Source organism: Aminobacter niigataensis (genome assembly GCF_014200015.1).
In the GTDB taxonomy this organism is placed as follows: Bacteria; Pseudomonadota; Alphaproteobacteria; order Rhizobiales; family Rhizobiaceae; genus Aminobacter; species Aminobacter niigataensis.
The window spans coordinates 185,040-210,641 of sequence record NZ_JACHOT010000006.1 but is presented as its reverse complement, the minus strand read 5'-3'; the positions used below and the strand labels follow the sequence as shown (position 1 = coordinate 210,641).

Annotated in this window: 26 protein-coding genes; 18 read left to right on the top strand and 8 right to left on the bottom strand. The window is 64.0% G+C overall.

From position 1 onward, the window contains the following. Positions 1-46 precede the first annotated feature (46 nt). The 3 genes from GGQ99_RS20160 to GGQ99_RS20150 form a co-directional block, all read right to left on the bottom strand. Complete coding sequence (locus GGQ99_RS20160) at positions 47-946, bottom strand: ABC transporter permease (RefSeq protein ID WP_183263915.1); 900 nt, start codon at positions 944-946, stop codon at positions 47-49. After that, entirely contained in the window at positions 943-1,977 is a 1,035-nt protein-coding gene (locus tag GGQ99_RS20155) for an ABC transporter permease (RefSeq protein ID WP_183263914.1), read from the bottom strand. Before GGQ99_RS20155 ends, GGQ99_RS20160 begins: the two co-directional genes overlap by 4 nt. Positions 1,978-2,414: 437 nt before the next feature. Further along, positions 2,415-3,935: a winged helix-turn-helix domain-containing tetratricopeptide repeat protein gene (locus GGQ99_RS20150; RefSeq protein ID WP_183263913.1), complete on the bottom strand. Its 1,521-nt coding sequence runs from the start codon at positions 3,933-3,935 to the stop codon at positions 2,415-2,417. Positions 3,936-4,109: 174 nt separating this feature from the next. Between GGQ99_RS20150 and GGQ99_RS20145 the strand changes: the two genes are divergently transcribed. Next, positions 4,110-4,307 carry a DUF1127 domain-containing protein gene (locus tag GGQ99_RS20145; RefSeq protein WP_183264013.1) on the top strand — a complete coding sequence of 66 codons (198 nt, stop codon included), beginning with the start codon at positions 4,110-4,112 and terminating at the stop codon, positions 4,305-4,307. Between the two features lie 102 nt (positions 4,308-4,409). Then, complete coding sequence (locus tag GGQ99_RS20140; RefSeq protein WP_183263912.1) at positions 4,410-5,576, top strand: MFS transporter; 1,167 nt, start codon at positions 4,410-4,412, stop codon at positions 5,574-5,576. A gap of 51 nt (positions 5,577-5,627) precedes the next feature. On the opposite strand, the gene GGQ99_RS20135 is transcribed toward GGQ99_RS20140, so the two are convergent. Beyond that, positions 5,628-5,801, bottom strand: coding sequence for a hypothetical protein (locus tag GGQ99_RS20135; RefSeq protein ID WP_183263911.1), 174 nt, complete (start codon positions 5,799-5,801; stop codon positions 5,628-5,630). A 315-nt stretch (positions 5,802-6,116) separates the two neighbouring features. Further along, entirely contained in the window at positions 6,117-6,569 is a 453-nt protein-coding gene (locus tag GGQ99_RS20130; protein ID WP_183263910.1) for a DUF983 domain-containing protein, read from the bottom strand. A 352-nt stretch (positions 6,570-6,921) separates the two neighbouring features. On the opposite strand from GGQ99_RS20130, the gene GGQ99_RS20125 reads away from it, so the two are divergent. Genes GGQ99_RS20125 through GGQ99_RS20110 form a run of 4 tightly spaced genes read left to right on the top strand, consistent with a single transcriptional unit; the run spans position 6,922 to position 10,470 of the window. Further along, complete coding sequence (locus GGQ99_RS20125; RefSeq protein ID WP_108610312.1) at positions 6,922-8,352, top strand: cytochrome ubiquinol oxidase subunit I; 1,431 nt, start codon at positions 6,922-6,924, stop codon at positions 8,350-8,352. A 3-nt stretch (positions 8,353-8,355) separates the two neighbouring features. Then, positions 8,356-9,363 (top strand): cytochrome d ubiquinol oxidase subunit II, encoded by a 1,008-nt coding sequence (gene cydB, locus GGQ99_RS20120; RefSeq protein ID WP_183263909.1) that lies wholly within the window; start codon positions 8,356-8,358, stop codon positions 9,361-9,363. Further along, complete coding sequence (locus GGQ99_RS20115; RefSeq protein WP_108610314.1) at positions 9,363-9,506, top strand: DUF2474 domain-containing protein; 144 nt, start codon at positions 9,363-9,365, stop codon at positions 9,504-9,506. The genes cydB and GGQ99_RS20115 overlap by 1 nt, the downstream gene beginning before the upstream one ends. A gap of 22 nt (positions 9,507-9,528) precedes the next feature. Beyond that, positions 9,529-10,470: a hypothetical protein gene (locus GGQ99_RS20110; RefSeq protein WP_183263908.1), complete on the top strand. Its 942-nt coding sequence runs from the start codon at positions 9,529-9,531 to the stop codon at positions 10,468-10,470. Here the strand turns inward: GGQ99_RS20110 and GGQ99_RS20105 are convergent. Continuing rightward, positions 10,437-11,825 carry an aminotransferase-like domain-containing protein gene (locus GGQ99_RS20105; protein WP_183263907.1) on the bottom strand — a complete coding sequence of 463 codons (1,389 nt, stop codon included), beginning with the start codon at positions 11,823-11,825 and terminating at the stop codon, positions 10,437-10,439. The genes GGQ99_RS20110 and GGQ99_RS20105 overlap by 34 nt on opposite strands. Positions 11,826-12,166: 341 nt before the next feature. Here GGQ99_RS20105 and GGQ99_RS20100 point away from each other — a divergent pair, with 341 nt between their 5' ends. The 5 genes from GGQ99_RS20100 to GGQ99_RS20080 all read left to right on the top strand — a co-directional run bounded on the left by GGQ99_RS20100 (position 12,167) and on the right by GGQ99_RS20080 (position 17,254). Continuing rightward, on the top strand, positions 12,167-12,856 hold the full coding sequence (locus GGQ99_RS20100) for an alpha/beta hydrolase (protein WP_108610318.1): 690 nt from the start codon (positions 12,167-12,169) through the stop codon (positions 12,854-12,856). Positions 12,857-13,015: 159 nt separating this feature from the next. Continuing rightward, the gene (ftsZ, locus tag GGQ99_RS20095; protein WP_108610319.1) at positions 13,016-14,050 is read left to right on the top strand and encodes a cell division protein FtsZ; all 1,035 of its coding nucleotides are present in this window, start codon (positions 13,016-13,018) and stop codon (positions 14,048-14,050) included. A 175-nt stretch (positions 14,051-14,225) separates the two neighbouring features. Next, positions 14,226-15,137 (top strand): LysR substrate-binding domain-containing protein, encoded by a 912-nt coding sequence (locus tag GGQ99_RS20090; protein WP_183263906.1) that lies wholly within the window; start codon positions 14,226-14,228, stop codon positions 15,135-15,137. Positions 15,138-15,244: 107 nt separating this feature from the next. Continuing rightward, positions 15,245-15,793 carry an L-2-amino-thiazoline-4-carboxylic acid hydrolase gene (locus tag GGQ99_RS20085; RefSeq protein ID WP_425486844.1) on the top strand — a complete coding sequence of 183 codons (549 nt, stop codon included), beginning with the start codon at positions 15,245-15,247 and terminating at the stop codon, positions 15,791-15,793. Positions 15,794-16,060: 267 nt separating this feature from the next. Continuing rightward, complete coding sequence (locus GGQ99_RS20080; protein WP_246389684.1) at positions 16,061-17,254, top strand: Zn-dependent hydrolase; 1,194 nt, start codon at positions 16,061-16,063, stop codon at positions 17,252-17,254. Between the two features lie 22 nt (positions 17,255-17,276). On the opposite strand, the gene GGQ99_RS20075 is transcribed toward GGQ99_RS20080, so the two are convergent. Together GGQ99_RS20075 and GGQ99_RS20070 are read right to left on the bottom strand one after the other, a co-directional pair. Then, complete coding sequence (locus GGQ99_RS20075; protein WP_343061761.1) at positions 17,277-18,107, bottom strand: alpha/beta hydrolase; 831 nt, start codon at positions 18,105-18,107, stop codon at positions 17,277-17,279. Positions 18,108-18,132: 25 nt separating this feature from the next. Beyond that, positions 18,133-18,294: a hypothetical protein gene (locus GGQ99_RS20070; RefSeq protein ID WP_159091755.1), complete on the bottom strand. Its 162-nt coding sequence runs from the start codon at positions 18,292-18,294 to the stop codon at positions 18,133-18,135. Positions 18,295-18,421: 127 nt separating this feature from the next. Between GGQ99_RS20070 and GGQ99_RS20065 the strand changes: the two genes are divergently transcribed. From GGQ99_RS20065 to GGQ99_RS20035, 7 genes are all read left to right on the top strand, one after another. Beyond that, a complete protein-coding gene (locus GGQ99_RS20065; RefSeq protein ID WP_183263902.1) occupies positions 18,422-20,047 on the top strand; it encodes an AMP-binding protein in 1,626 nt (541 codons plus the stop codon). Then, positions 20,044-20,880, top strand: coding sequence for a tryptophan 2,3-dioxygenase (kynA, locus tag GGQ99_RS20060; RefSeq protein ID WP_246389674.1), 837 nt, complete (start codon positions 20,044-20,046; stop codon positions 20,878-20,880). The genes GGQ99_RS20065 and kynA overlap by 4 nt, the downstream gene beginning before the upstream one ends. A 43-nt stretch (positions 20,881-20,923) precedes the next feature. Next, a complete protein-coding gene (locus tag GGQ99_RS20055; protein WP_108610325.1) occupies positions 20,924-22,060 on the top strand; it encodes an ABC transporter substrate-binding protein in 1,137 nt (378 codons plus the stop codon). Between the two features lie 165 nt (positions 22,061-22,225). Continuing rightward, the gene (locus tag GGQ99_RS20050; RefSeq protein WP_183263901.1) at positions 22,226-23,146 is read left to right on the top strand and encodes a branched-chain amino acid ABC transporter permease; all 921 of its coding nucleotides are present in this window, start codon (positions 22,226-22,228) and stop codon (positions 23,144-23,146) included. A 26-nt stretch (positions 23,147-23,172) separates the two neighbouring features. Continuing rightward, positions 23,173-24,144 (top strand): branched-chain amino acid ABC transporter permease, encoded by a 972-nt coding sequence (locus GGQ99_RS20045; RefSeq protein ID WP_183264011.1) that lies wholly within the window; start codon positions 23,173-23,175, stop codon positions 24,142-24,144. Continuing rightward, a complete protein-coding gene (locus GGQ99_RS20040; RefSeq protein WP_183263900.1) occupies positions 24,137-24,886 on the top strand; it encodes an ABC transporter ATP-binding protein in 750 nt (249 codons plus the stop codon). Before GGQ99_RS20045 ends, GGQ99_RS20040 begins: the two co-directional genes overlap by 8 nt. Next, complete coding sequence (locus tag GGQ99_RS20035) at positions 24,883-25,569, top strand: ATP-binding cassette domain-containing protein (protein ID WP_183263899.1); 687 nt, start codon at positions 24,883-24,885, stop codon at positions 25,567-25,569. Before GGQ99_RS20040 ends, GGQ99_RS20035 begins: the two co-directional genes overlap by 4 nt. Positions 25,570-25,602: the final 33 nt, after the last annotated feature.

Genomic DNA, 25,602 nt, shown 5'->3' with positions numbered 1-25,602 from the left:
GCTCTCTCCCCAAGTTATAGTTGCAGAAATATGTTCGACGCAGCGATCAAAGCTGCTCGTAGGGCTTGCCGACCTCACGCGGCGCGCAGCCGCGCTCTGCGAAGGCAAGGACGCCGACCGTCAGAAGGTATGGGATCATCAGGTAGAAATGGGCGTTGCCGCCGAGCACCTGGGTGCGCAGGGCCAGTGCCTCGCCGAGCCCGAACAGCAGGCAGCCGAACAGCGTCCAGCGCGGATACCAGCGCCCGAAATAGACTGCCGCCAGCGCAATGAAACCACGTCCCGCGGTGATGTCGTCGGCAAAGCTGCGGACCCAGCCAACCGTCAGGGCAGCACCGCCCAGGCCGGCGAGGCCGCCGGCAAGCGCCAGGGCGACTGTGCGCACCAGCACGACGTTGATGCCGGCGGAGCGCGCCGCCTTGACGTTCTGCCCCACTGACCGGAGCAACAGCCCAGGCGCGCTGCGGAACAGCATGTACCAGACGACGAAGTAGAGGATGACCGCCAGCCACGCCAATGGCGGAACGGCGAACAGGAACGCGGCGATCGGGTTCTCGCTGAGCGCGCCCGGTGCCGACCAGCCCATGGGCGGGCTCATCTGCTGCAGGTCGTCGGCGGCGATGCGGAAGATGAAGCTGGTCAGTCCGATGGCCGCGATGTTCATCGCCAGCCCCATGACCACCTGGTCTGTCGGTAGCCAGACGGTCAACACCGCGGTGACAAGCCCCATGACCACACCGGCGCTCAGTCCCCAGACCACGCCCATCCAGGGATCGCCGACATAGACGGCGCCGAGTATGCCGAACAAGGCGCCGCACAGCATGACGCCCTCGGCGCCCAGGAACAGCACGCCTGCCCGCTCGGCGATCAGCACGCCCAGTGCGACGATCATGAGCGGCGTGGCGATACGCAGCGCGGAGAGCACAAATTCGAGATCGAAAATCAACGTCCCACTCCGCCAAAAGAGATCATTTTGAAAAGATGCGTCGATCTGACGGCAAGGAGCAGCAACACCGGCAATGCCTGCAGAAGGAAGACCAGCGCCGCCGGCACCCCGGTCATCGCCTGCATGTTTCTACCGCCCGTTTCGAGGCCGGCGAGCAGCAGGGCGGCAAACATCACGCCGACCGGACTGCGGCCGATAAGGGCAGCGAGGATGCCGAGAAAGCCCCACGGTTTCGCCCAAAGCTCGGCAACCTGGAACACGACCCCAAGCGCCTGTATGCCACCGGCAATTCCAGCGATGGCCCCCGCAGCGAGCACGGCCTTGGTCAATGTGATGTTGGTGCGCATGCCCAGCGCCTGGGCAGCACCCGGGTTGCCGCCGAGCGCCTCGAGGCGGAACCCGAAAACCGTGTGCTTGAGGATCCAGCCCGCGATCACCACGATGGCGACGGCAAGGAACACGCCGACATGCACGACGATCACCGGCAGGCGATACTCGACGGGGATCAGCGCGGATTCGGCGAAGAACGAGTCCGGCTGCTTCATCGGGCCGGTGACCATCGCGAGCACGAACTCAACGGCGACGAAGTTCAGCATCACCGTCGTCGTCACCTCGCTGGCGCCGCGTTTCGTCTTGAGCAACAAAGGTGGAACGATGAGAAGCATCCCCGCGGCCGCCGCGGCCGCAAATGCCAGAACGACCATCAAGGGAGCGGGCAGCGTGAAGGCCGTGGTGACGAAGACGGCAGCCAGCGCACCGAGCTGCAGCTGACCTTGCGCGCCGATGTTGAAGAAGCCTGCCTTGAACGGGATCAGGAACGCCAGCCCGCAAAGTGCTGTGGGTGTCGCCTCGATCACCGTTTCAACGATAGCCTGGCGGCTGCCGAGCACGCCCTCGACCATCGCGGAAAGTGCGCTGGTGGCGCTGCCTCCGATCAGTTCGACGAGACCGGCCACGACCAGCATGGTCACGATCAGTGACGAGGCGAAGATGGCAATGTTGGTGAATATTCGAAAGCGGCCGAGATTCATGGACGTCTGCAACGCGTTCAAGCGTAATCCTCAACTGTTTGCTTCCCTCGCGCCGCCATGTATCAAGGCGAATGCCAGCGTATCCGGATTGGTCTCCGGCCACTCGAGAAGCGTTCCCATAGTCAAAGGCTGCTTTCGGCGCAGCACGTATTCTTGAAATGTCAGCGGCCCGTTTAGGCAATCTGCCGACCCCTCTGTGCATTCATCTGACCGTCAATCGACTGATGGAACAATCCTTAAAATAGACACTATAATTCGCATTTCGCGATGAATGCTGCTGCGGCACTTGCCGCCGGGCGAGGCGCATATCGGCCAATCGCCGCGATGAGCGGCTCAACGATGGCTGTCGCGTGGGGGAAACAGACCTCAGGGTAGGACGCGGCTGAGGACTGTCCCGTTGCGAGTCCTGGTTAGTATCGGGAGGTGGCGCCGCCGCGTCACGCCGGAAGGCCCGCCTTGCGGTAGCCGTCGACGAAATGCTCGAGCGTGGCTGTGTCGCGGAATGGCTCCGTCGCGGCCCAGTGGCGGGTGGTGAACTGCGGGTTGCCGACAAGGAACAGTTCGACCTCGGCCTGCGCTTCTTCGAGCCGGCCGAGTTGGGCAAGGCTCGCCGCCAGGAAACGGCGTGAGCTTGTCCGATAGGTCTCGTCCCGGCGCAGTGTCTTGACAGCGGCCTCGTAGTCGCCGGCCGCATATTGCGCCTGGCCGAGCGTCAGGTAGTACCAGGCCGCCGGAAACGGGTTGAGCCGGAACGCCTTGCGAATGTGGTCCAGGCCCTCCTCGACCCGCCCGGACAGGATCGCGATGTCGGAAAGCGCCGCCCAGGTATCGGCCTCGTTGGGGTCGAGCTGGATCGCCTTGACGAATTCCGCATCTGCCTCGGCGAAGCTGCGCTCGTAGGCCAGCAGGTAGGCCAGAACCCAGCGGCAGCCGGCATCGTTGGGATCGATCGCCACCGCCTTGCGCGCCAGTTCCAAGGCAACGCTACGGGCAGCTTCAGTTGGCCCGCCGCTGTGTACCCATCCCATCCAGTGGTTCATGGCAAGCCAGCGATAGGCCTCGGCGTAGTCGGGATCGAGCGAAACCGCGCGGGTGAGCAACAGGTGTGCTTCCCGGGCAGACTGCGGGGAGTCGTCCATCAGCTTGCGCGCCCGCACGCAGAGATCGTAAGCCTCGAGACTTCTGGGCCGATTGCGCGGCGGCGGTCGCGTCTGCAGCCGGCCGAGCAATGCGTCGACGATCTTGCCGGTAACCTCATCCTGGACGGCGAAGATGTCATCCAGGCTGCGATCGAAGCGTTCCGCCCACAGATGCTCGCCGCTGGCCGCATCGACCAGTTGGGCGTTGATCCGCACGCGCCCGGCGGCGCGCCGCGCGCTCCCCTCCAGCAGGTAGCGCACGCCGAGATCCTCGGCGATCGTGCGCACGTCCGTTGCCCTGCCCTTGTACGCAAAGGCCGAGTTGCGGGCGATGACGAACAGGCCGGGGATTCTGGAAAGGTCGGTGATCAGGTCTTCGGTCAACCCATCCGCGAAAGATTCCTGCTCGGGATCGTTGCTGACATTGACGAAGGGCAGCACGGCTATCGATGGTTTGTCGGGCAGCGGCAAAGTTTTTCGCTTCGTACCGCCGAGCTCTTCGACGGTCCCAGTGAAGCGGTAGCCGACGCGTGGAACCGTCGATATCCATTCACCGTCGCCGGCTGCCGGGCCAAGCAGCTTCCTGAGCTGCGCGATCTGGACGGTGAGGTTGCCTTCCTCGACAGCCGTACCCGGCCACGCGGCGTCCATCAGCTCGGTTTTGCCGAGGATGTCGCCCGGCCGTTCGACGAGCGCTGCGAGCAGCTTGAGCCCGCGGTAGCCGACCGCAACGGGCTCATCGTTCCGGAGCAGCGTTCCCGCATCCGGATCAAGCACGAACGGACCAAAGGCAAAGCGCGACCGCTGCATGCGGCGCATCTTTAGCCCGTTTGGGAGTTTTTGGAACTATTTGGCAGGGCTTAACGACGGCGCCGTCCGTCTCCTGCACAACTCATCCTCTTTCAGGTCGAGGGCTCCGTGCCCTTGGACCGCATGGAGGTTACCATGGACGATGGTCTTGCGTCGGCCCCGCATCAGGCAGAGCGGCCGGGAATGCCTGTGGAGCCGGCAGACGTGTCGCGTCGGTATCCGGCGACCCTGCGGGGCATGTTCGAGACCTGGCGCTGGCGGATACATTTTCGCTGGGAACTTGAGCAAAAGTTGAAGGACAATCCCCATCTGGTTGACGATATCGGCCTGACGAGGCGACAGGTCGAGGCAGAGATCGCCAAGCGCTTCTGGCAAGCGTGAGGCGAATGCTGCAATGATACTTGATCGCCAGTTTCCGGGTGCCGCGATGGTTCGCCGGCACGTGCACCTGCCGGAACGTGCCGGCCCTTCTTCGAGGTCCGCATGACTGCCGAAAGCACGACATCGCCACGAGAGGATCGGATGCCATGGGCCGCGATGGCCGGTATCATCGCGACCGTCACGGTGTTCGCCGTGGCGCAGGGGCTGACCTATCCGCTGCTCAGCTTCATCCTCGAGCGGCAGGAAACGACGCCGGGCCTGATCGGCTTGTCGGCGGCGATGACGCCGCTGGGTTTCATCGTGTCCGCGCCGCTTATTCCAGCGCTGGTGCGGCGCATGGGCGCGGCGCGGCTTGCGATCCTGTGTTCGATCCTGGCAGCTGCCACCCTGGCCGCGATTGCCTGGACGCAGGACGTCTGGGCCTGGATACCGCTGCGCTTCCTGCTCGGCTTCTTCGCCAATCCGCTCTACGTGATCAGCGAAACCTGGCTGATCACGATCGCGCCGGCGTCACGCCGGGGCCGCATCATGGGCCTCTATGCATCCATTGTTTCGGGTGGCTTCGCCATCGGCCCGCTGACCCTCCGGCTCTTCGGGACTGAAGGCTGGCCACCGTTTCTGGTCGGGATTTCTGCGTTCCTCCTGTGTGGGCTGATTGTCCTGGCAGTCATCCCACGCTTGCCTGACATGCCGCATGAAGGCGAGGCGACATCGGTCGGCCGCTTCGTCGCACTGGCGCCGCTGTTATTGCTTGCGGTATTTGCAGCGGCCGCTTTTGAACAGAGTTTGCTTGCCATGCTTGCCGTTTACGGAGCTGCCTATGGCAGTCCCGAAAGCCGCATCTCCGCGCTGATCGCCTGTTTCATCCTTGGCAATGCCGCCCTGCAGATACCGCTCGGGCGCCTTGCGGAAGGGATCGGCTCGGCCCGTGCGATGCTGTTGTGCTGCTCTCTGGCGCTGCTCGGTTGTGCCCTGTTGCCACTGCTGTTTTCGTCCGCGTTGATCTGGCCGATGGTGTTCGTCTGGGGAGCGGTGACCTTCGGAATCTACACCATGGCGCTGATACAGCTCGGTGAACGGTTCTCGGGGCAACAACTCATCGCCGGCAACGCGGCGTTTGCGCTGGTCTGGGGAATCGGCGGCTTTGTCGGCTCGCCGATCACCGGTCTCGCCATGCAACTGATGGGACATCAGGGGCTGCCATTGTCCCTTGGCCTGCTGTGCGGTGTACTGGTGGTGTTTCTGATGGCGGAGAGACGGCGGGCATGATCGAGCCACTTGCTTCGGGCCGCGTCCGTGCATGCCGGTTGAGCTGCGTTCCTACGCCTGCGCTGCGTAGTCGATGCTCTCCGTGATCGCCGACTGGCCGGCAGCTGCCATCGTCTGCATGGCGCGGCGTACGCCCGGCATCTGGAGTTCGCCCGCGCAACAAAGCCGCGCCACCAGGCAGGCGGTCAGTGCAACAAACTGGAGCGTGGTCGATGCTGTTTTCATGGTCGTCGCCGGTCAAAAACGTCCTGCCTGCAGCCAGGATGGCTTCAGCGCATGTTTCGGTTGTTGTGTCCTGCGGATGCTTCGGTTGGTGCCCTGCGGCACGCGATATCCGATGTGACTAATTCATACCATGAATTGTTTTTTCACACCAGTGGATTTTTTGCCATGGCGCTCGCATCGAGCGCGGTCGTGCCGAGACCAATGATATGACACGTCTCGACGGCCGGCCGACAACTCGGCCTTGCCGGTGGTGTCGGTTGACGGCTATGCCCTGCCTTGCCGCCGATGCCCACAGTTATCGGGCCGCGGACGCGATCAGGCGCCGCCCGGCTTTTGCCCAGTCTGTTGCTTGGCCAGCTTCGCCTTGGCGTGCCAGTCGAAGTCGATCGAGCCTTCCTCGGCCTTGTGGAAGAATTGCGAACACACCAGCCAGCCCTTGAGCGGCCGCAGAAGCGCCATGCAGCTCAGCACGGTCAACGGCAAGGTGATGAAGATATGCACCCACAGCGGCAGGCCGAAGGCCATCTGGAACCAGACGCCGAACGCGAGCGCCGGCACGGCGGCGATGGTCATCGCAAAGAAGGCCGGGCCGTCGGCCGGATCGGCGAAGGAATAGTCGAGGCCGCAGACCTCGCAGCGCGGGGCGAGTTTCAGGAAGCCCGAGAACAGGTGCCCCATCTGGCAGCGCGGGCACAGCCCCCTGATGCCTGTCTTCATCGGGTTGTCGGTCGGGGTGAAGCCTTCCGCCGAAAATCTGCTCTCAGACATACTCGCCTCCATCTCGGAGCCGCTAAAGCGGCTGGCGCCACATGCCGGCGCTCCATTTGCATCCATACATAATCCTCATGGCGCTTGCGTGCAAGACACGAGATGCATATAATTAGCATACACTCCAATCAATATGGATTGATGCGGTGATTTGTATGGATTATGCCGCTTGCAACCCGGGCAAGCCTGGCGTGGGTCAAAATGTCCGTGGGGGTGCGTCGACTTTCCGCGATGCGCGGACCAGAATGCAGGTCTATTGCAGTTGTGAGCAATACCTGACGAAAGTTGGCGAGTATCGCGCTTCGACCGGCAATCGTGCGCAAGCCGATTGTTCATGCAAGAGAGGTCCCGAATGTTCGGACTGACGGCACTGGAACTGGCCCGCATACAGTTCGGCTTCACCATTTCCTTCCACATCATCTTCCCTGCGATCACCATCGGACTCGCAAGCTATCTCGCTGTGCTGGAAGGGTTGTGGTTATGGAAGCGCGATACCGTCTACCGCGACCTCTATCACTTCTGGTCGAAGATCTTTGCCGTCAACTTTGCCATGGGCGTCGTCTCGGGCCTTGTCATGGCCTACCAGTTCGGCACCAACTGGAGTTATTTTTCGGCCTTCGCCGGCAGCGTGACGGGCCCCCTGCTCGCCTATGAGGTGCTGACCGCCTTCTTCCTCGAGGCCGGCTTCCTCGGTGTCATGCTGTTCGGCTGGAACAAGGTCGGCCCGGGACTGCACTTCTTCTCGACGATCATGGTGGCCCTCGGCACGCTGATCTCGGCCACCTGGATCCTGGCCTCGAACAGCTGGATGCAGACACCCCAGGGCTTCGAGATTATCAACGGCATCGTCGTGCCGGTGAATTGGTTTGAGGTGATCTTCAATCCCTCCTTCCCCTATCGCCTGGCGCATATGACGGTGGCGGCGTTCCTGGCCACCGCACTGTTTGTCGGCGCCTCGGGCGCCTGGCATCTGCTGCGCGGCAACGACAACCGCCGCGTCCGTACCATGCTGTCGATGGCGATGTGGATGCTGCTGGCTTCGGCGCCGCTGCAGATCCTGATCGGCGACCTGCACGGCCTCAACACGCTGAAGCACCAGCCGGCCAAGATCGCAGCACTTGAAGGCCACTGGGAAAACAAGCCGGGCGAAGCCATCCCGCTCACCCTGTTCGGCTGGCCCGACATGGAGAAGGAAGAGACGCTCTACGCGCTGAAGATCCCGCGTCTCGGCAGCCTGATCCTGACGCATGAATGGAACGGCCAGTTCCCCGGCCTGAAGGAGTTCGCCAAGGAGGACAGACCGAACTCGACGGTGGTGTTCTGGAGCTTCCGCATCATGGTGGGCCTGGGCATGCTGATGCTGCTGCTCGGGGCCTGGGGGCTGTGGCTCAGGTGGCGTGACAGGTTGTTCGACACCAACCTGTTCCTGCGCTTTGCCACGGTCATGGGACCGACGGGCCTGATCGCCATCCTTGCCGGCTGGTACACCACCGAAATCGGCCGCCAGCCATGGATCGTCTATGGCGTGATGCGCACCAAGGACGCGGTGTCGAACCATTCGGCGCTCGCCATGAGCACGACGCTGGTCGCCTTCATCGTGGTCTATTTTATCGTCTTCGGCATCGGAACCCGCTACATGCTGAAGCTGGTGGCCAAGGGCCCGGAAGATCATGAGCACGAGCCGACCGACGACACCGGTGCGCGCCGACCCGCGCGCCCGCTTTCGGCCGCGCCCGACCAGATGGACATGTTCGTGCCGACGAACCAGGACAGGAAGGGCTGAAACATGGGCATCGATCTCCCCGTAGTCTGGGCCGTCATCATCGCCTTCGGCCTGATGATGTATGTCATCATGGACGGTTTCGATCTCGGGATCGGCATCCTGTTCCCCTTCGTCCGCGACCGCCAGGACCGGGATACCATGGTCAACACGGTCGCCCCGGTGTGGGACGGCAACGAGACCTGGCTGGTGCTGGGCGGCGCGGCGATGATGGCGGTGTTTCCTCTCGCCTATGCCGTCATCCTCAGCGCGCTCTATTTGCCGCTGGTGCTGATGCTGCTCGGGCTGATCTGGCGCGGCGTTGCCTTCGAGTTTCGTTTCAAGGCCGACGAACATCATAAGCCGTTCTGGGACCGGGCCTTCGCCGGCGGCTCCTATGTCGCGACCTTCTTCCAGGGCGTTTCGCTTGGCGCATTCCTCAACGGCTTCCCGATGGAAAATGGCTCTTATACCGGCGGTGCGCTCGACTGGATCACGCCCTTCAGCCTGTTCACCGGGCTTGGGCTGATCGTCGCCTACGCGCTGCTCGGCAGCACATGGCTGATCATCAAGACCGAAGGCGCCCTCTATGACCGCATGGTTGCCCTGGCGCGGCCGATCACGCTGACGCTCCTCGCAGTCATCGGCATCGTCAGCCTGTGGACGCCGTTCGCCCATCCCGACATCGCCGAGCGCTGGTTCAGCTTCCCCAACATCGTCTTCTTCTCGCCGGTGCCGGTCCTGGTGCTGGTCAGCAGTTGGCTGATCCTGCGCAGCCTGAACGGTGCGCCGCACGTCGCGCCGTTCCTGCTTGCGCTGTTCGTGCTGTTCCTCGGCTATAGCGGCCTTGGCATCAGCCTGTGGCCGAACATCATCCCGCCCGACATCACCATCCGCGAAGCGGCGGCCCCGCCGCAGAGCATGGGCTTCACGCTGGTCGGCGCGCTGTTCATCATCCCCTTCATCCTCGGCTACACCGCGTGGTCCTATTATGTGTTCCGCGGCAAGGTGAAGACCGGCGAGGGCTATCACTGATGGCCGCGCCCACCGAAGCGCCGGTTTCCTGGCCGAAGCGGATCGGCTGGCTGGTGCTGATCTGGATCGCGAGCGTGCTGGGCCTCGGCATCGTGGCCTATCTGTTCCGCTTCGTGATGGGCCTCGCCGGCCTGACCGTCTGACTTCAATAACGGATCCAAGCCCATGTACACCGACGTTGCCCGGGCGCTCGACCAGCGCGAACTCCACGACCGGATCTATGCCGGCGACGTGCTGCGCTTCGGCCATCTCAAGCCGATGCGCGAGCTCGTCGACTTCACACGCGCAATGCTCGAGGATGCGTTTGCGCCTTTCAGTCCGGTCGAGATCCACAAGCACCTGACGCATCAGCAGCAGATGGAGAGCTTTGCCCAGCGGCAGCGCGACTTTGCCCGCGCGCCAGAGGTCAAGCGCTTGTGGCGTGACCTCTTCGAGGCGGCCGGACTCGATGCCGAAGGGCTTGCGCGCGACAGCCTCTATCTTCGCTTCCAGCCGCATCAGGACCGTGGCGCCGTCGTGCCTCGCGCCCGCACCACGGCGACCATCGCGTTCCACCGCGACACGTGGGGCTCGAACCTCTATGCGCAGGCCAACTGGTGGGCGCCGATCTATGACATCGACGCCGGGCGCACCTTCGCCATCTATCCGTCGCTGTGGCAGCGTGCGGTGGCCAACACCAGTGCCGAATTCGATCTCGCGGCCTTGCTGGACCGGTCAAAGGCGGGCGGCCGCAACGCCAATGACGCCGACGCGGCCATCCCGCATTTGACCGAACAGCTGGAGGTTACCGACGCCACGCCGGTCGTCCTGGCACCGGGCGAGGTGATCGCCTTCTCCAGTGCCCACGCCCATGCCGGCGTGCCCAACTCGACCGGCCTGACGCGCATCTCGCTGGAGACCCGCACGCTCTGGATCGACGATGTCCGTACCGGGCGCGGCGCGCCGAATGTCGACGGTCATGCGCGCTGGATGTCGCCCGGCATGTTCCGGCGGGTGAGCGACGAGGTCCCGCTCAACGAGATCCTCGGCATGGGCCGGGTCGAACCGTTCACCGGCCCCTTCCCTGCCAGCCGTCACACCACCATCGAGGACATGGCCGACTGCTGAGCCAAAAGGGCGGCGACGACCTCGAGGCTGGCAGCAAGCGAGGCATGGCTGGGCGGTGCGCCCAGCCCCAGCCGCACCGCTTCGGGCGCGGGCTCCGTGACCGCAAAGGCATCGCTGGTGACCACGCCGATGCCGGCCGAACGCAGCCGCGCGGCAAAATCGCTACGGTTCCAGTGGCCGGGAAGCTTCAGCCAGACGTGGAAGCCTTCGGGGTCGGCCTGGACCAGCTTTGCAGGCAGGATCTTCGACACGATCGCCTGGCGCTGCTTGGCCTCGGTGCGGATCGCAGCCAGAACGGAATGGGCAATGCCGGTTTCGATCCAGTGCGTGGCGACAGCCGACGTCAGCGGCGAAGCCATCCCGGCGGTTGCGCGGATAGCACCGGCGAGGTGGGCGACGGTGCGTCCCTGCGGGACGACCACATAGGCCACGCGCAGCGCCGGCGCCACGCATTTGGCCAGCCCGGCAACATGATAGGTGATGTCGGGCGCGAGTGTTGCGAAGGCGGCCACCGGCTTGGCTGGCAAGGCGCCGTAGGCGTCGTCTTCGACGATCAGGACATTGTGCTGGCGGGCGATTGATACGATGCGTTCGCGCCTGGCCAGAGACAGCGTCGCCGTCGTCGGGTTGTGCAGCGTCGGCGTGCAGTACAAGATTTTGGGCGCGTGTTTGCGGCAGGCTTCCTCGAACGCCTCCGGGATGAGGCCCTGTGCGTCCATCGCAATGCCGGCGACGTGGATGCGCAGATGCTGCGCCACGGCAAGCAGGCCCGGGTAGGTCAGCGCCTCGGCGCAGATCGTTTCTTCCGGCGCGGCCAGCGCGCCGAGAAGCGCGAGCAACGCCCCTTGCGCACCGGGAGTGACCAGCAACCGGCCGGTGTCAATCTCGCCGAGCCGCGGGGCCAGCCACGCTGCTCCCGCCGCGCGATCACGCGAAGTGCCGCCGGCCTCCTGGTACCGCATCAGCAGGTCCAGTCCGTGGCTCGATTGCAGTTGGGCGACGCCCTCCCACATCGCCGCCGCCAGGTCCGGATCGTCGAAGCGCGGCGGCAGGTTCATGCTCATGTCGATGATACCCGTCACCGCCGACCCGGCGGATGCGGGACGCCGCGCCGTGACATAGGTGCCCTGCCCGACACGGCCTTCGACCAGCCCGCGCTTGCGGGCCTCGGCATAGGCGCGGCTGACCGTGGTGAAGTCGATGCCGAGTTGGTCGGCGAGCGTTCGCTGCGGCGGCAGCCTGAAACCGTCAGTCAGCCTGCCCGACGCAATGTCCGTCGCAAGCGCGTCGGCGATCGCCAGGTAAAGAGGGCCCCCAGCCTTGGAGATGGAGGGAGACCAGTTCGTTGTCGTCATTGCTCAGCAGGTTCCAACAGCGTTTTCCATATATATGCACAATGTATGGGAAATGCCACCCATCATTGCCAATCGGCGCATCGTCGCCGTGCAGGCAGAGCTGCTCGAGTGAACCGCATCACATTTGTTTGCGATGGCCGACAATGAATCGACGCCGGGTTCGCTCAGGAATAGGCTCCCCCGCGCATAGTCGTCGCCAGGCAACACCGATTGCCTGCTGCTGCTGATCCTGAAGGCGAAGCTGCCGGCCCTTGCGTGTCGGGGCGGCCGTCCAGATTTCGAAAGGCGACCTGCCGCCAGACGCAAAACGGCTCGAATTCAATCAATGAAGGAGACTGGTTATGCCATCGGTAAAGAATATCGTTCTGGTCCACGGCGCATGGGGCGATGCCTCGCACTGGCGCCACGTCATTCCGCCGCTCCACGCCAAGGGCTACAAGCTGGCAGCGGTGCAAAACCCGCTGACTTCGCTCGCAGACGATATCGAACGCACGACCAAGCTCGCCGCGGCGCAGGACGGACCGACGCTGCTGGTCGGCCATTCCTATGGCGGTGCGGTGATCACCGGCGCCGGCCATGCACCTAACGTCGTCGGGCTGGTCTACATCGCTGCCTTCGCGCCGGAAGAAGGCGACAGCCTCGGCAGCATCTTCGCCCGGCGCGAACCGCCGTCGGGCGCAGGCAGCATCCGCCCCGACAAGGAAGGCTTCCTGTGGCTCGCCCAGGACACGTTCCGCCAGAGTTTTGGCCAGGACCTCAGCGAGCCCGAGGCACTGGTCATGGCAGTGACGCAGAAGCCGATTGCCGCGCGCTGCTTCGAAGACAAGTCGGGACCGGCGGCATGGCACACCAAGCCGAGCTGGTACCAGGTATCGAGCCGCGACAACATGATCCCGCCGGAGACCGAGCAATGGATGGCCGAGCGCATCAAGGCGCGCAAGACCATCACCCTCGACGCCAGCCACGCTTCGCTGGCCTCGCATCCGCTCGAAATCGTCACCTTGATCGACGAAGCCGCCAAGTCATTCTGATGCGCCAGGGTCCGCACGGCGGCCATCGCTGCCGTGCGGACCTGTGTCGTCTGGCCGGCTAAAAGCCGCAATCCACAAGCTATCCTTGCAGCGTATGAATCTATCTGATTCCCTAGGGCTGTCCGATTCGGGCAGGGGCGCTGCGCAGGAAACGGCATCATGAGCACTTCCAAGAAATCTGAAATCTCAGAGATGAGGCCGAAGCTGACTGTCATCGGAGTCGGTGGTGGCGGCGGCAATGCCGTCAACAACATGATCGCCGAGGGCCTGGAAGGCACCGAGTTCATCGTTGCCAATACCGATGCCCAGGCGCTCACCATGTCGAAGGCGCCGAGGCTGGTCCAGCTTGGAGCGCTGGTGACCGAGGGGCTGGGCGCCGGCTCCTTGCCCGAGGTCGGGCAGGCCGCGGCCGAAGAATCGATCGACGAGATCATGGATCAGCTTTCCGGCACGCATATGTGCTTTGTCACCGCCGGAATGGGTGGTGGCACCGGAACAGGCGCCGCCCCGGTGATCGCCAAGGCTGCGCGCGACGCCGGCATCCTGACGGTGGCGATCGTCACCAAGCCTTTCACCTTCGAAGGCAAGCGCCGCATGCAGATGGCCGACCGCGGCATCGAGCTTTTGCGCCAGGCCGCCGACACGGTCATCGTCATTCCGAACCAGAACCTGTTTCGGATCGCGACCGAAAAGACGACCTTCGAGGATGCCTTCGGCATGGCCGACAAGGTGCTCTATTCGGGCGTCAGCTGCATCACCAATCTCATCGTCAAGGAAGGCCTGATCAATCTCGACTTCGCCGACGTGAAGACGGTGATGCGCGACATGGGCCGGGCGATGATGGGCACTGGCGTCGGCACCGGCGAAAACCGCGCCAGCAAGGCAGCGGAAGCTTCGATCGCCAACCCGCTGATCGACGAGAACTCGATCAAGGGTGCACGCGGTGTCCTGATCTCGATTTCGGGCGGCATGGACATGACGCTGTTCGAGGTCGACGAGGCCGCGACCCGGATCCGCGAGGAAGTCGGCGACGATGCCGACATCATCGTCGGCGCCATTTTCGACAATTCGCTCGAAGGGCAGTTCAAGGTGTCCGTCGTTGCCACAGGCCTCGAGATGTCCGCCAATCAGGGCGAGCCCGTCGTCAACATGCGTGGACAGCCGGCACCAGGATCGATGCAGCCGCTCCACTGAAGCATGCGGCCAGCGTCGTCGACGTTGGCCAGGTAGGCAGGACCGACGCTGATCGGCAAGGGGGCTGTCTTCCCGCGCCCCGCCTGCCTGAAAGCTGGCTTTCGACCCAGAGACGCGTTGCACTCCGCTTGCGTATGTCAGAAGTTGGCGACGACGTGCCTTCTGGCGGAAATCGATGAAGCTGGCTCATGAATCGGATCTGTTGCCGCTGAACGCCGCCAAGGCGTTCGAGGCCTTTGCCCGTCTGGGCAGCGTGACGGCGGCGGCCGACGAGCTCGGCTTGACAGCCTCGGCGGTCAGCCATCGCCTGGCGCAGCTGGAAGAATTCGTCGGTACCAAGCTGACCGAACGGCACGGACGCGGTCTGGCGCTGACCGCCGAGGGCCGGGAATATCTGGAATCGATCCTGCCGGCGTTCTTCCTGCTGCGCACCGCCACCAGCCAGCTGCGCTTCAGGGCGAGTGCGCACGAGATCTCGATCAGCGCCATTCCGCTGTTTGCCGTAAGCTGGCTGATCCCCCGTCTTGCCGGGTTCAGCCGCCAGAACCGCGATATCGACGTCCGCGTGACCTATGCCCAGAACCGCAACTATTCGAGCGATGCGGCCGATATATCGGTGCGGTTCGGCGCCGGCGCCTGGCTGGGCTACAAGAGCGAGCTCTTCCTCAGCGGCGCCGTCGTGCCGGTGGCGAGCCCTGCCCTGCTGCAAGGCCGCGACCGATTGCCGGGCGAGGAAACGATTGCCGGGCTGCCGCTGATCCACGACGAAAGCCGCGACCATTGGCTGAACTGGTTTCGCGCGGCCGGCGTGCGGACGGATCACCAGCATCTTTCCGGCCCCCTGTTCGAGGACGGGTTGCTGGTCCGCGCCGCTGCCGTCTCCGGCCTGGGCGCTGCGCTGTGCCGGCTGCCGCTCGTCGCCGACGACATTACGCATGGCAGGCTGGTCGTGCTTTCCGACCGCTCGCTGGACGACGGCCGGAGCTATTATCTCTGCACCAGGACCGACCGGGAGCTGCCGCAGATGTCCCGTCGCTTCGTCGCCTGGATGCGGGCCGAACGCGACAGACACCCGCCAGAGTCGTGAAATGAGCTCAGCAGTTGAGGGATCTGCGATTTTCATAGTCTGGCGCAACCTCTAGTCTCGTCTTGAGACGCCATATGGGCGCAAATGCAGAGGCTTAAATGACCGACATGCAACCCACCACGCCCGAACGGGATCCGCTCGATCCCCAGTCGAACGTGCAGGCAGCCATCGATAGCCTGGGCATCCTTGCCCGCCGCCGCATCGAGGCGGAGATCATCAAGCCGATCTACGAGGAGATGGTGGTGCGCTTCGGCCGCGAGGCGGCGCGCGAAACGCTGCGTACGGCAATCACCAATGCGGCGATCGAGGCCGGCAAGAAGTTTGCCGCGGCCGAGAAGGGGCCGGTCGACCTCAAGTCGTTCGCAGCGCTGCAGCCGAAATGGCGCCAGGACGATGCGCTGCATTTCGAAGTGCTGACCGAGACGGCCGACCAGTTCGACTACAACGTCACCCGCTGCCGCTATGCCGAGATGTATCATTCGATGGGCCTCGGCGAGATCGGCACGCTGCTGTCCTGCCAGCGCGACGGCACGTTCTGCGAAGGCTACGATCCGCGCATTTCGATGACGCGCACCCGCACCATCATGGAAGGCAACGGCAGCTGCGACTTCAGGTATCGGATGAACAGCAACGACGACGCCAACACGAGCAGCTAGACCGCTACGGCGCTGTACGCCCAACCGGACGCGCAATGGACGCTGCAGAACTTTGAACCTGTGCATGATCCTTTCGGGAAATCGCTTCCGATCTGGGGTTCATGCACTGGCTCTTTGACCTTGCGATGCGAAAGGCCAAATGCCGATGCGGTGCCCCCGCCACGGCAAGGCTGTTCCGCGCGGGCAAAACGAGGAGTTGGAAAGTTGGACAAGCCAGTGACCCGCACGAACGCCAGGATCGACCAGGACCGGCTCTGGGATTCGCTGATGGAAATGGCGAAGGTCGGACCCGGCATCGCCGGCGGCAGCAACAGGCAGACCCTGACCGACGAGGACGCCGAGGGCCGCCGCCTGTTCAAGACATGGTGCGACGAGGCCGGGCTCGAAATGGGTGTCGACGACATGGGCTCGATGTTCGCCCGGCGCGAAGGCACTGATCTCCAAGCCCTGCCGGTCTACATCGGCAGCCACCTCGACACCCAGCCGACCGGCGGAAAGTTTGACGGTGTGCTGGGCGTGCTCGGCGGCCTCGAGATCGTGCGCACGCTGAATGACCTGGGCATCCAGACCAGGCACCCCATCGTCGTTACCAACTGGACGAATGAGGAGGGTTGTCGCTTCGCGCCCGCCATGGTCGCGTCGGGCGTCTTCGCCGGGACCATCGACAAGGATTGGGCCTATTCCCGCGAGGACGCCAAGGGCAAGCGCTTCGGCGACGAACTCGAGCGGATTGGCTGGAAGGGGACGGAGAGGACCGGCGCCCGCAAGATGCAGGCCTATTTCGAGCTGCACATCGAACAGGGGCCTATCCTCGAGGACGAAGGCATCGACATCGGCGTGGTCACCCACGGCCAGGGCCTGAAGTGGCTGCAGGTGACGCTGGTCGGCAAGGAAGCGCACTCGGGCGGCACGCCCATGTACAAGCGCCGCAATGCCGCGCTCGGCATGGCCAGGGTGATCGAGCTGGTCCAGGAGGTGACGATGGACTACCAGCCCGACGCGGTGGGCAATGTGGGGCACGTCGATGTTCATCCCAACTCGCGCAGCACCGTTCCCGGCCGCACCGTTCTCACCATCGACATCCGCTCGCCCGAAAAGGACGTGCTCGATGCCATGGACCAGCGCATCCGCGAGGGCATCGCCCTGATCGCTGAGGTGCTCGACATCGGGCACGATGTCGAGCAGGTCGGCCACTTTGATCCCGTCGCCTTCGACAGCGAGTGCGTGCAGATGGTGCGCAATGCCGCCGAAAGGCTCGGCTACAGCCACCGCGACATCGTCTCGGGCGCCGGACACGACGCCTGCTGGGTCAACCGCGTGACGCCGACGGCGATGATCTTCTGCCCCTGCGTCGACGGCCTGTCGCACCACGAGGCCGAGGAGATAGACCCCGAATGGGCGGCCGCCGGCTGCGACGTGCTTTTGCACGCCGTGCTGGAGGCGGCTGTCGTAACGGGCTGATTTGCCCCGAGCCGTAAGCGTTTTATTCCGAAAGCAGGGTGCGGGTCAGCTGGTGGTTCGCATCGGCAAGGCCATCGATGATGCTGAAATGATGACGGTCGGGCTCGACCACGGCCGACGTCGTGGCACCAAGGCCGGTCCAGATATTGGCGAGCAGCGCGTTTTGGCGCAGGAATTCGGCGCGCTCGCCACCACCGACCCAGCAGGTGATGCGGGCATTTGCTATCGGCCGCAACAAGGCTGGGCTCTCGGCCAGTGCCTCGGCTTCGTCGATCCTGAGTGTCCCGTTCATACCGGTGTTGACCAGCGGTCGCAGATCGTGCAGGCCCGAAATCGACACGACATGGCGGATGCGGGCCTGGACCTTTGGCGCAAGCGGGGAGCCGGCCGCGATCATTCGGGAAACCAGATGCCCGCCGGCCGAATGCCCGGTCAGCATCAGGGGGCCATCCACCATCTCGGCGGCCTTGCTGACGGCCGCGCCAATCTCCTTGACGATGCCGGCGATGCGGATTTCGGGACACAGCGTGTAGGACGGCATCGCCATGGCATAGCCGTTGGCAACCGGGCCGGCCGCCAGATGCGACCAGAAGCTCTTGTCGAGCGCCATCCAGTAGCCGCCATGCACGAACACGACGAGCCCCTTCGGCGCGCCTTCAGGCAGGAACAGGTCGAGGCGGGTGCGCGGTTTGTCGCCGTAGGCGATGTCGAGTTTTGCCCGCCCGACCGCCGCCAGATCCTCGCGAAACGCCTGCGCCGGCTCCACCCACGCCGCCGGCCAGCGGTCGCCGCCGGGGATGTTGGCGCCATTGGTATAGGCATTGTCCCAATCGTTGATGTGATGTTCGAGCACCGGCGCACTCCCTGGCGGCATCGTTTCAGGTCGTAGCAATGGCCAGCGCCAGCGGCGGCGTCAATGCTTTGCGCGCCAAAAACTTTAGGCTTGAAATAAATTTGGACTGATGCCATTCTCCTGCCGTCCAGTCGAGAATGGGAGGTCTCGCTGCGCCGCTCGCAAGACGTGCCGAAGTTTCTTCCACGCCCGCCTTCTCTCGAAGGCACTGCGCAGCGGCCGCCGATGCGACCCCTCCCCCAGAGAATGCAGATAACAACGAAGCCGGGCACAGTCGCGCCACGGTGAGGAAGCAGATAGGGAACAGCCGCAGAATGCTTGGACCGTCAGCGCATATCGACACTTTCACGCGCGACAACCTCCCGCCCGAGGACCAATGGCCGACGTTCCTGCTCAACGGTTTCGACTATCCCGAACACCTCAATGCCGGCGTTGAGCTGACTGACCGGCTGGTCGAAAAAGGACTGGGCGACCACACGGCGCTGATCGGCAACGGCCGCCGCCGCACCTACAAGGAACTGTCCGACTGGACCAACCGGCTGGCGCATGCGCTGGTCGAGAATTACGGCGTCAAGCCGGGCAACCGGGTGCTGATCCGCTCGGCCAACAATCCGGCCATGGTCGCCTGCTGGCTGGCTGCCACCAAGGCCGGCGCCGTCGTCGTCAACACCATGCCGATGCTGCGTGCCGGCGAGCTGGCCAAGATCGTCGACAAGGCCGAGATCACTATCGCGCTCTGCGACACCCGCCTGATGGACGAGATGGTCGCCTGCGCCAAGGACAGCCCCTTCCTCAGAAAAGTCATCGGCTTCGATGGCACCGCCAATCATGATGCCGAGCTCGACCGCGTCGCCCTCGACAAGCCGGTGATCTTCGAAGCAGTGAAGACCGGCCGCGACGACGTCGCTTTGCTCGGCTTCACCTCCGGAACGACGGGAGTTCCGAAGGCGACGATGCATTTCCATCGCGACCTTCTGATCATCGCCGACGCCTATGCCAAGGAGGTCCTGTCGGTGACGTCGGACGACGTCTTCGTCGGGTCTCCGCCACTCGCCTTCACCTTCGGCCTCGGTGGCCTCGCTATCTTCCCGCTGCGCTTCGGTGCGGCCGCGACGCTGCTTGAGCAGGCGACGCCACCGAACATGGTCCACATCATCGAGACCTACAAAGCGACGATCTCGTTCACCGCGCCCACCGCCTACAGGGCGATGCTGAAGGCGATGGACGAAGGCGCCGATCTGTCGTCGCTGCGCGTCGCGGTCTCTGCGGGCGAAACGTTGCCTGGACCGGTCTTCGACGAATGGACCGCAAAGACCGGCAAGCCGATCCTCGATGGCATCGGCGCCACCGAGATGCTGCACATCTTCATTTCCAACCGCTTCGAGGACATGAAGCCCGCCTCCACCGGCAAGCCTGTCGGCGGCTACGAGGCGCGTGTCGTCGACGCGGACATGAACGAGGTGCCGCGTGGCACCGTCGGCAAGCTCGCCGTGCGCGGTCCGACCGGCTGCCGCTACATGTCCGATGCCCGCCAGCTCGAATATGTCCGCGACGGCTGGAACCTGACCGGCGACGCCTTCCTGCAGGACGAGGACGGCTTCTTCCACTTCGCCGCCCGCTCCGACGACATGATCGTCAGCGCCGGCTACAACATCGCAGGACCCGAGGTCGAGGCGGCGTTGTTCTCGCACCCGGAAGTCGCCGAATGCGCCGTGATCGGCGCCGAGGACGGCGATCGCGGCCAGATCGTCGAGGCTTATGTCGTGCTGGTGCAAGGCGTGGCGGCGGATGCTGCAACCATCAAGCGCCTGCAGGACCATGTTAAGGCAACGATCGCGCCCTACAAATATCCGCGCTCGGTGAAGTTCATCGACGCCCTGCCCAAGACCCAGACCGGCAAGATCCAGCGCTTCCGGCTCCGCGCGGAGAAGATGAATTGAGCAAGCCATACGATCCCTCGGCCGAGGGCGCGCAGATGTCGTTCAAGGACCGCATGTCCTACAGCGACTACCTGCACCTGGAAAAGGTGCTGGACGCGCAGGAGCCCCTATCCACTGCCCACGACGAGATGCTGTTCATCATCCAGCATCAGACCTCGGAGCTGTGGATGAAGCTCGCCCTGCACGAGATCAGCTCGGCGATCCGGTCCATCCGTGCCGACCGCCTCGAACCGTCCTTCAAGATGCTGACGCGCGTATCGCGCATCTTCGAGCAATTGAACAATGCCTGGGACGTGCTCAGGACGATGACGCCGAGCGAATACACCGAGTTCCGCGACTCGCTCGGCCAGTCCTCGGGCTTCCAGTCCTGGCAGTACCGGGCGATCGAGTTCATGGCTGGCAACCGCAACGTGGCTATGCTGCGCCCGCATGCGCATCAGCCGGAGCTTATCGAAAAGCTCGAGGCGGTGCTCGCCCAGCCCTCGCTCTATGACGAGGCGATCCTTTTGCTTGGCCGCAACGGCTTCGACGTTGGTGCGGATGCCAAGCGCATTGACTGGCGCGAGACCCGCACCGAGAGCGAGGAAGTGCTTGTCGCCTGGCAGGCGATCTACCGCGATCCGCAGCGCTACTGGATGTTCTACGAACTGGCCGAGAAACTGGTCGACTTCGAGGATTATTTCCGCCGCTGGCGTTTCAACCACGTCACCACGGTCGAACGCATCATCGGCATGAAACGCGGCACCGGCGGAACGTCAGGCGCATCGTATCTGAAGAAGATGCTGGAGGTTGAACTGTTCCCTGAACTCTGGAAAGTTCGTACCCGGCTCTAACGCTTTTTTGCATTACAACGAGAACACTCGGAGGGAGAACCTAATGAAGAAGATTATTGCAGCCGGCATCTTCGGCTTGTCGCTGGCGACATCCGGCCTGGCCTATGCCGAACCGGTCAAGATCGGCGTCATCACCACGCTTTCGGGTGGTGGTGCGGGCCTTGGCGTTGACATGCGCGATGCCTTTGCGCTGGCCATGAAGCAGTCCGGCAACAAGGATGTCGAACTCGTCATCGAGGACGATGCCCAGAAGCCCGAGATTGCCGTGCAGCTCGCCGAAAAGATGATCCAGAGCGACAAGGTCGACCTGCTTACCGGCATCATCTGGTCGAACCTCGCCATGGCCGTGGTGCCGAACGCGGTCGCGCAAGACGTGATCTACCTGTCGCCGAACGCGGGCCCGTCGGCCCTTGCCGGCGCCAAATGCAGCCCGAACTACTTCAACGTCGCCTACCAGAACGACAATTTCCATGAGGCGATGGGGCAGTACGCCAACAAGGACTACAAGAAGACCTTCATCCTCGCCCCGAACTATCCGGCCGGCAAGGATTCGCTGACCGGCTTCAAGCGCTACTACAAGGGTGAACTGGCCGGCGAGACCTACACCCAGGTCGGCCAGACCGACTACGCCGCCGAGATTGCCCAGATCCGCGATTCCGGCGCCGACTCGGTGTTCTTCTTCCTGCCCGGCGGCATGGGCATCTCCTTCATGAAGCAATACGCCCAGTCCGGCGTGAACATCCCGGTCATGGGCCCCGGCTTCTCCTTCGACCAGGACATCCTGCCTGCGGTCGGCGATGCGGCCCTCGGCGTCAAGAACTCGGCAAGCTGGTCCAAGGACCTCGACAACGAGGCCAACAAGGCGTTCGTCGAAGCCTTCCAGGCTGAGTACAAGCGCCTGCCCTCGGTCTATGCCGCCCAGAGCTGGGACACCGCCAACCTGATCCTGTCGGCGCTCGGCAAGGCCAGCGTCAAGGACAAGGACGCTTTCCGCGCCGCCCTCAAGGCAGCCGACTTCAAGTCGGTGCGCGGCGATTTCACCTTCAACACCAACAACCACCCGGTCCAGAACATCTACGTGCGCGAGGTGGTGAAGGAAGGCGACGTCCTGACCAACAAGATCGTCGCCACCGCCTTCGAGAAGCACGGCGACGCTTACGCCGAACAGTGCAAGATGTAGGCTTCTCTTCTCCCCGCATGCCGGAGAAGGTGCCGGCAGGCGGATGAGGGGCGGAGCGGCGCCCGCAAACCTCAACATTGCCCCTCACCCTTACCCTCTCCCCGCAAACGGGGAGAGGGAGGCGTCTTCGTCGCATCTTTAAACCCAGCCAGCGAAAGCGTCCCCTTGTCCATCGCACTGCTCATCGAGCAAATTCTCAACGGGCTGCAGCTCGGCGTAATGCTGTTTCTCATGGCCGCCGGCCTGACGCTGATCTTCGGTGTCATGGGTCTGATCAACCTCGCCCATGGCTCACTCTACATGGTTGGCGCCTTCGCCTGTGCGGCGGTGGCAGCTGCTACCGGCTCGTTCTGGATCGGACTGGTGGCAAGCCTGGTCGCCGCGGCTGCTGCCGGCGCGATCATGGAGGTGACCGTCATTCGCCGGCTCTATGACCGCGATCACCTCGACCAGGTGCTGGCGACGTTCGCGCTCATCCTGATCTTTTCGGAAGGCACGCGCTGGCTGTTCGGATCGTTCCCGCTCTATCTCGACATTCCGCCGCTGCTCCAGGGAGCCGTTCCGCTCCCCGGCGGCGGGCAATACCAGCTCTATCGCCTCGCCATCATCGGCGTCGGCATCGTGGTCGCAGTCGGGCTCTATTTCCTGATCTCGCGCACCCGTCTCGGCATGCGCATCCGCGCCGGCGAATCCGACCGCGAGATGATTGCAGCCCTCGGCGTCGATATCCGCACGCTCTACACCGTGGTCTTTGCGCTGGGTGCCGCCCTCGCTGGTCTCGCCGGAGCACTTGTCGGCGCGCTGCAGTCGGTGCAGGTCGGCATGGGCGAACCGGCGCTCATCCTCGCTTTCGTCGTCATCGTCATTGGCGGCATAGGCTCGATCAAGGGCGCGCTGTTCGGCGCCATCCTCGTCGGCGTCGTCGACACCATGGGCCGCTTCCTGCTGCCCAAGGCGCTCGCCCTGATGATACCTGCGGCGCAGGCCGGCCCGATCGGCGCCGCCCTCGCCTCGATGCTGATCTACATCGTCATGGCGCTGATCCTCGCTTTCAGGCCGAGCGGCCTGTTCGCGGCGCAGTCGTGAGGCCGGCCATGACAAACGCATCCCTGATGACACGCGAAACCATCGTCAACGTTCTCCTGGCGCTGCTGCTGCTGGCGATCCCGCTCGGCGCCTCCGCCATGGGCGAACCGTTCTACATCACGCTTGCGACGCGCATCGCTGTGCTGGCGCTGGCCGCCGTCGGCCTCAACATCGCGCTCGGCCTTGGCGGGCTGGTTTCGTTCGGCCATGCCGCATTCTTCGGCCTTGGCGGATATGCGGCGGGCGTCCTCGCGACCCATGCCTTCGACGGCGTGCCGCTCTTCGCCGGCATCCCGGGCACGGATTCGATGCCGATCATCTGGCTCGTCACGGTGGTGGTTTGCGGGCTCCTCGCCTTGCCCATAGGTGCGATCAGCCTGCGCACGACTGGCGTCTATTTCATCATGATCACGCTCGCCTTCGCGCAGATGATCTACTACTTCGCCATTTCCTGGCCGGCCTATGGCGGCGAGGACGGGCTGTCGATCTACGTCCGAAGTGCCTTCCCCGGCGCCAACGCCGCCCAGCCGCTGCCCTTCTTCCTGATCTGCTATGCCGTGCTCATGACAGCGCTGGGCCTGTTCTGGCTGCTGCGCGGATCGCGCTTTGGCGCTGCTCTGCAGGCAGCCCGGCAGAATGCAACGCGGCTGTCTGCGGTGGGCATCGCGCCGTTCAACATCAGGCTGGTCGCCTTCGCCGTCTCGGCGATGGTCACCGGTGTGGCCGGCGCGCTGTTTGCCGACCTCAACAAGTTCGTCAGCCCGTCGATGATGTCATGGCACATGTCGGGCGAACTGATCGTGCTGATCATCCTCGGCGGCAAAGGCCGGCTGTTCGGGCCGGTCGCGGGCGCCATGCTCTATGTTCTGTTTGAATTCGCGCTTGGTGGCATCACCGAACGCTGGCAGTTCTTCCTCGGCCTTATCCTGCTCGGTGTCGTGCTGTTTGCGCGCGGCGGGTTGCTCGGCCTTTTGGCAGGAAAGGCGCGTCATGGCTGAGCCGGTCCTCGAAATCCTGGAGTTGCGCAAGACCTTCGGCGCGCTGAAGGCGACTGACGGCGTCAGCCTAACGCTGATGCCGGGCGAGATCCACGCGCTGATCGGTCCCAACGGTGCGGGCAAGAGCACGCTGATCCATCAGATTTCGGGCTCGATCAGGCCTAATAGTGGCACGATCCGTTTCCTCGGCCAGGACATGGCCGGGCTCGACATGGCCGCACGCGCCCGGCTGGGGCTTGGGCGCAGTTTCCAGATATCGTCGCTGGTGCAGGAATTTTCAGCGCTGCGCAATGTCATGCTGGCGGTGCAGGCGCGGCAAGGTTCGAGCTTCCGCTTCTTCCGCCCCGTCATGGGCGATCCGACGCTGACCGAGCCGGCGATGGCGATGTTGGAACGCGTCGGCCTGGCCGGGCGTGCGCACATGCCCGCCGCCGAGCTGTCGCATGGCGAGCGCCGCCAGCTCGAAATAGCCATTGCGCTGGCGCTTGGCTCGAAAGCCTTCCTGTTCGACGAGCCTATGGCCGGCATGGGCCCGGAAGGCTCGAAAAGCCTGACAAAATTTCTCGACGGCCTACGCCACGAGGCGCCGATCCTTTTGGTGGAACACGACATGGATGCGGTGTTCGCGCTCGCCGACCGCATCTCCGTTCTCGTCTATGGCCGCGTCGTCGCTACCGGCACGGTGGACGTGATCCGCAACGACCCCGAAGTCCGCCGGGCCTATCTCGGAGAAGCCGCGTGAGCCTGCTTGAACTCAAGGGCGTCGAGACCTTCTACGGCGCTTCGCAGGCGCTGTTCGGCGTTACGCTCGACGTCAGCGAGGGCGAAGTCGTGGCGCTGATGGGCCGCAACGGCATGGGTAAGACGACGACGATCAATTCCATACTTGGCCTGGCGAAACCACGCTCGGGCACGATCAGCTTCGGCGGCCGCCAGGTCGCCGGCATGCGGCCGCACCGCATTGCGCGTCTCGGTCTCGGGCTGGTGCCCGAGGGACGGCGCTGCTTTCCCAACCTCACGGTGTTCGAAAATCTCGTCGCCGCAGCCCGCGGCAGCGAGTGGACCTACGACAAGGTGGTGGAGTTGTTCCCGCGTCTCGGCGAACGCCGCGACCAATACGCCAACACGCTGTCGGGTGGCGAGCAGCAGATGCTGGCCATCGGCCGGGCGCTGATGACTAATCCCAGCCTGCTCATCCTCGACGAGGCGACCGAGGGCCTGGCGCCGGTCATCCGCCAGCATATCTGGGCGGCGATCCGCAAGCTCAAGGCTGAAGGCCAGTCGATCCTGGTCGTCGACAAGACTTTGTCCGAATTGCTGCCGGTGGCCGACCGCTGCTTCGTCCTGGAAAAGGGCGTGGCGGTCTTTTCGGGCGCGCCCGAGGCGCTGACGCCTGAACTTCAGGACCGTTATCTCGGGGTATGAAAAAGGGCGGCCCGGCCGCCCTTTTCCTTGATC

Bases quoted from the DNA above. Each gene is read 5' to 3' on its own strand.
- GGQ99_RS20155 (WP_183263914.1), bottom strand. From the start codon at position 1,977: ATGAATCTCGGCCGCTTTCGAATATTCACCAACATTGCCATCTTCGCC.
- GGQ99_RS20150 (WP_183263913.1), bottom strand. From the start codon at position 3,935: ATGCGCCGCATGCAGCGGTCGCGCTTTGCCTTTGGTCCGTTCGTGCTT.
- GGQ99_RS20145 (WP_183264013.1), top strand. From the start codon at position 4,110: ATGCCTGTGGAGCCGGCAGACGTGTCGCGTCGGTATCCGGCGACCCTG.
- GGQ99_RS20140 (WP_183263912.1), top strand. From the start codon at position 4,410: ATGACTGCCGAAAGCACGACATCGCCACGAGAGGATCGGATGCCATGG.
- GGQ99_RS20135 (WP_183263911.1), bottom strand. From the start codon at position 5,801: ATGAAAACAGCATCGACCACGCTCCAGTTTGTTGCACTGACCGCCTGC.
- GGQ99_RS20130 (WP_183263910.1), bottom strand. From the start codon at position 6,569: ATGTCTGAGAGCAGATTTTCGGCGGAAGGCTTCACCCCGACCGACAAC.
- GGQ99_RS20125 (WP_108610312.1), top strand. From the start codon at position 6,922: ATGTTCGGACTGACGGCACTGGAACTGGCCCGCATACAGTTCGGCTTC.
- cydB (WP_183263909.1), top strand. From the start codon at position 8,356: ATGGGCATCGATCTCCCCGTAGTCTGGGCCGTCATCATCGCCTTCGGC.
- GGQ99_RS20115 (WP_108610314.1), top strand. From the start codon at position 9,363: ATGGCCGCGCCCACCGAAGCGCCGGTTTCCTGGCCGAAGCGGATCGGC.
- GGQ99_RS20110 (WP_183263908.1), top strand. From the start codon at position 9,529: ATGTACACCGACGTTGCCCGGGCGCTCGACCAGCGCGAACTCCACGAC.
- GGQ99_RS20105 (WP_183263907.1), bottom strand. From the start codon at position 11,825: ATGACGACAACGAACTGGTCTCCCTCCATCTCCAAGGCTGGGGGCCCT.
- GGQ99_RS20100 (WP_108610318.1), top strand. From the start codon at position 12,167: ATGCCATCGGTAAAGAATATCGTTCTGGTCCACGGCGCATGGGGCGAT.
- ftsZ (WP_108610319.1), top strand. From the start codon at position 13,016: ATGAGCACTTCCAAGAAATCTGAAATCTCAGAGATGAGGCCGAAGCTG.
- GGQ99_RS20090 (WP_183263906.1), top strand. From the start codon at position 14,226: ATGAAGCTGGCTCATGAATCGGATCTGTTGCCGCTGAACGCCGCCAAG.
- GGQ99_RS20085 (WP_425486844.1), top strand. From the start codon at position 15,245: ATGCAACCCACCACGCCCGAACGGGATCCGCTCGATCCCCAGTCGAAC.
- GGQ99_RS20080 (WP_246389684.1), top strand. From the start codon at position 16,061: ATGGAAATGGCGAAGGTCGGACCCGGCATCGCCGGCGGCAGCAACAGG.
- GGQ99_RS20065 (WP_183263902.1), top strand. From the start codon at position 18,422: ATGCTTGGACCGTCAGCGCATATCGACACTTTCACGCGCGACAACCTC.
- GGQ99_RS20055 (WP_108610325.1), top strand. From the start codon at position 20,924: ATGAAGAAGATTATTGCAGCCGGCATCTTCGGCTTGTCGCTGGCGACA.
- GGQ99_RS20045 (WP_183264011.1), top strand. From the start codon at position 23,173: ATGACACGCGAAACCATCGTCAACGTTCTCCTGGCGCTGCTGCTGCTG.
- GGQ99_RS20040 (WP_183263900.1), top strand. From the start codon at position 24,137: ATGGCTGAGCCGGTCCTCGAAATCCTGGAGTTGCGCAAGACCTTCGGC.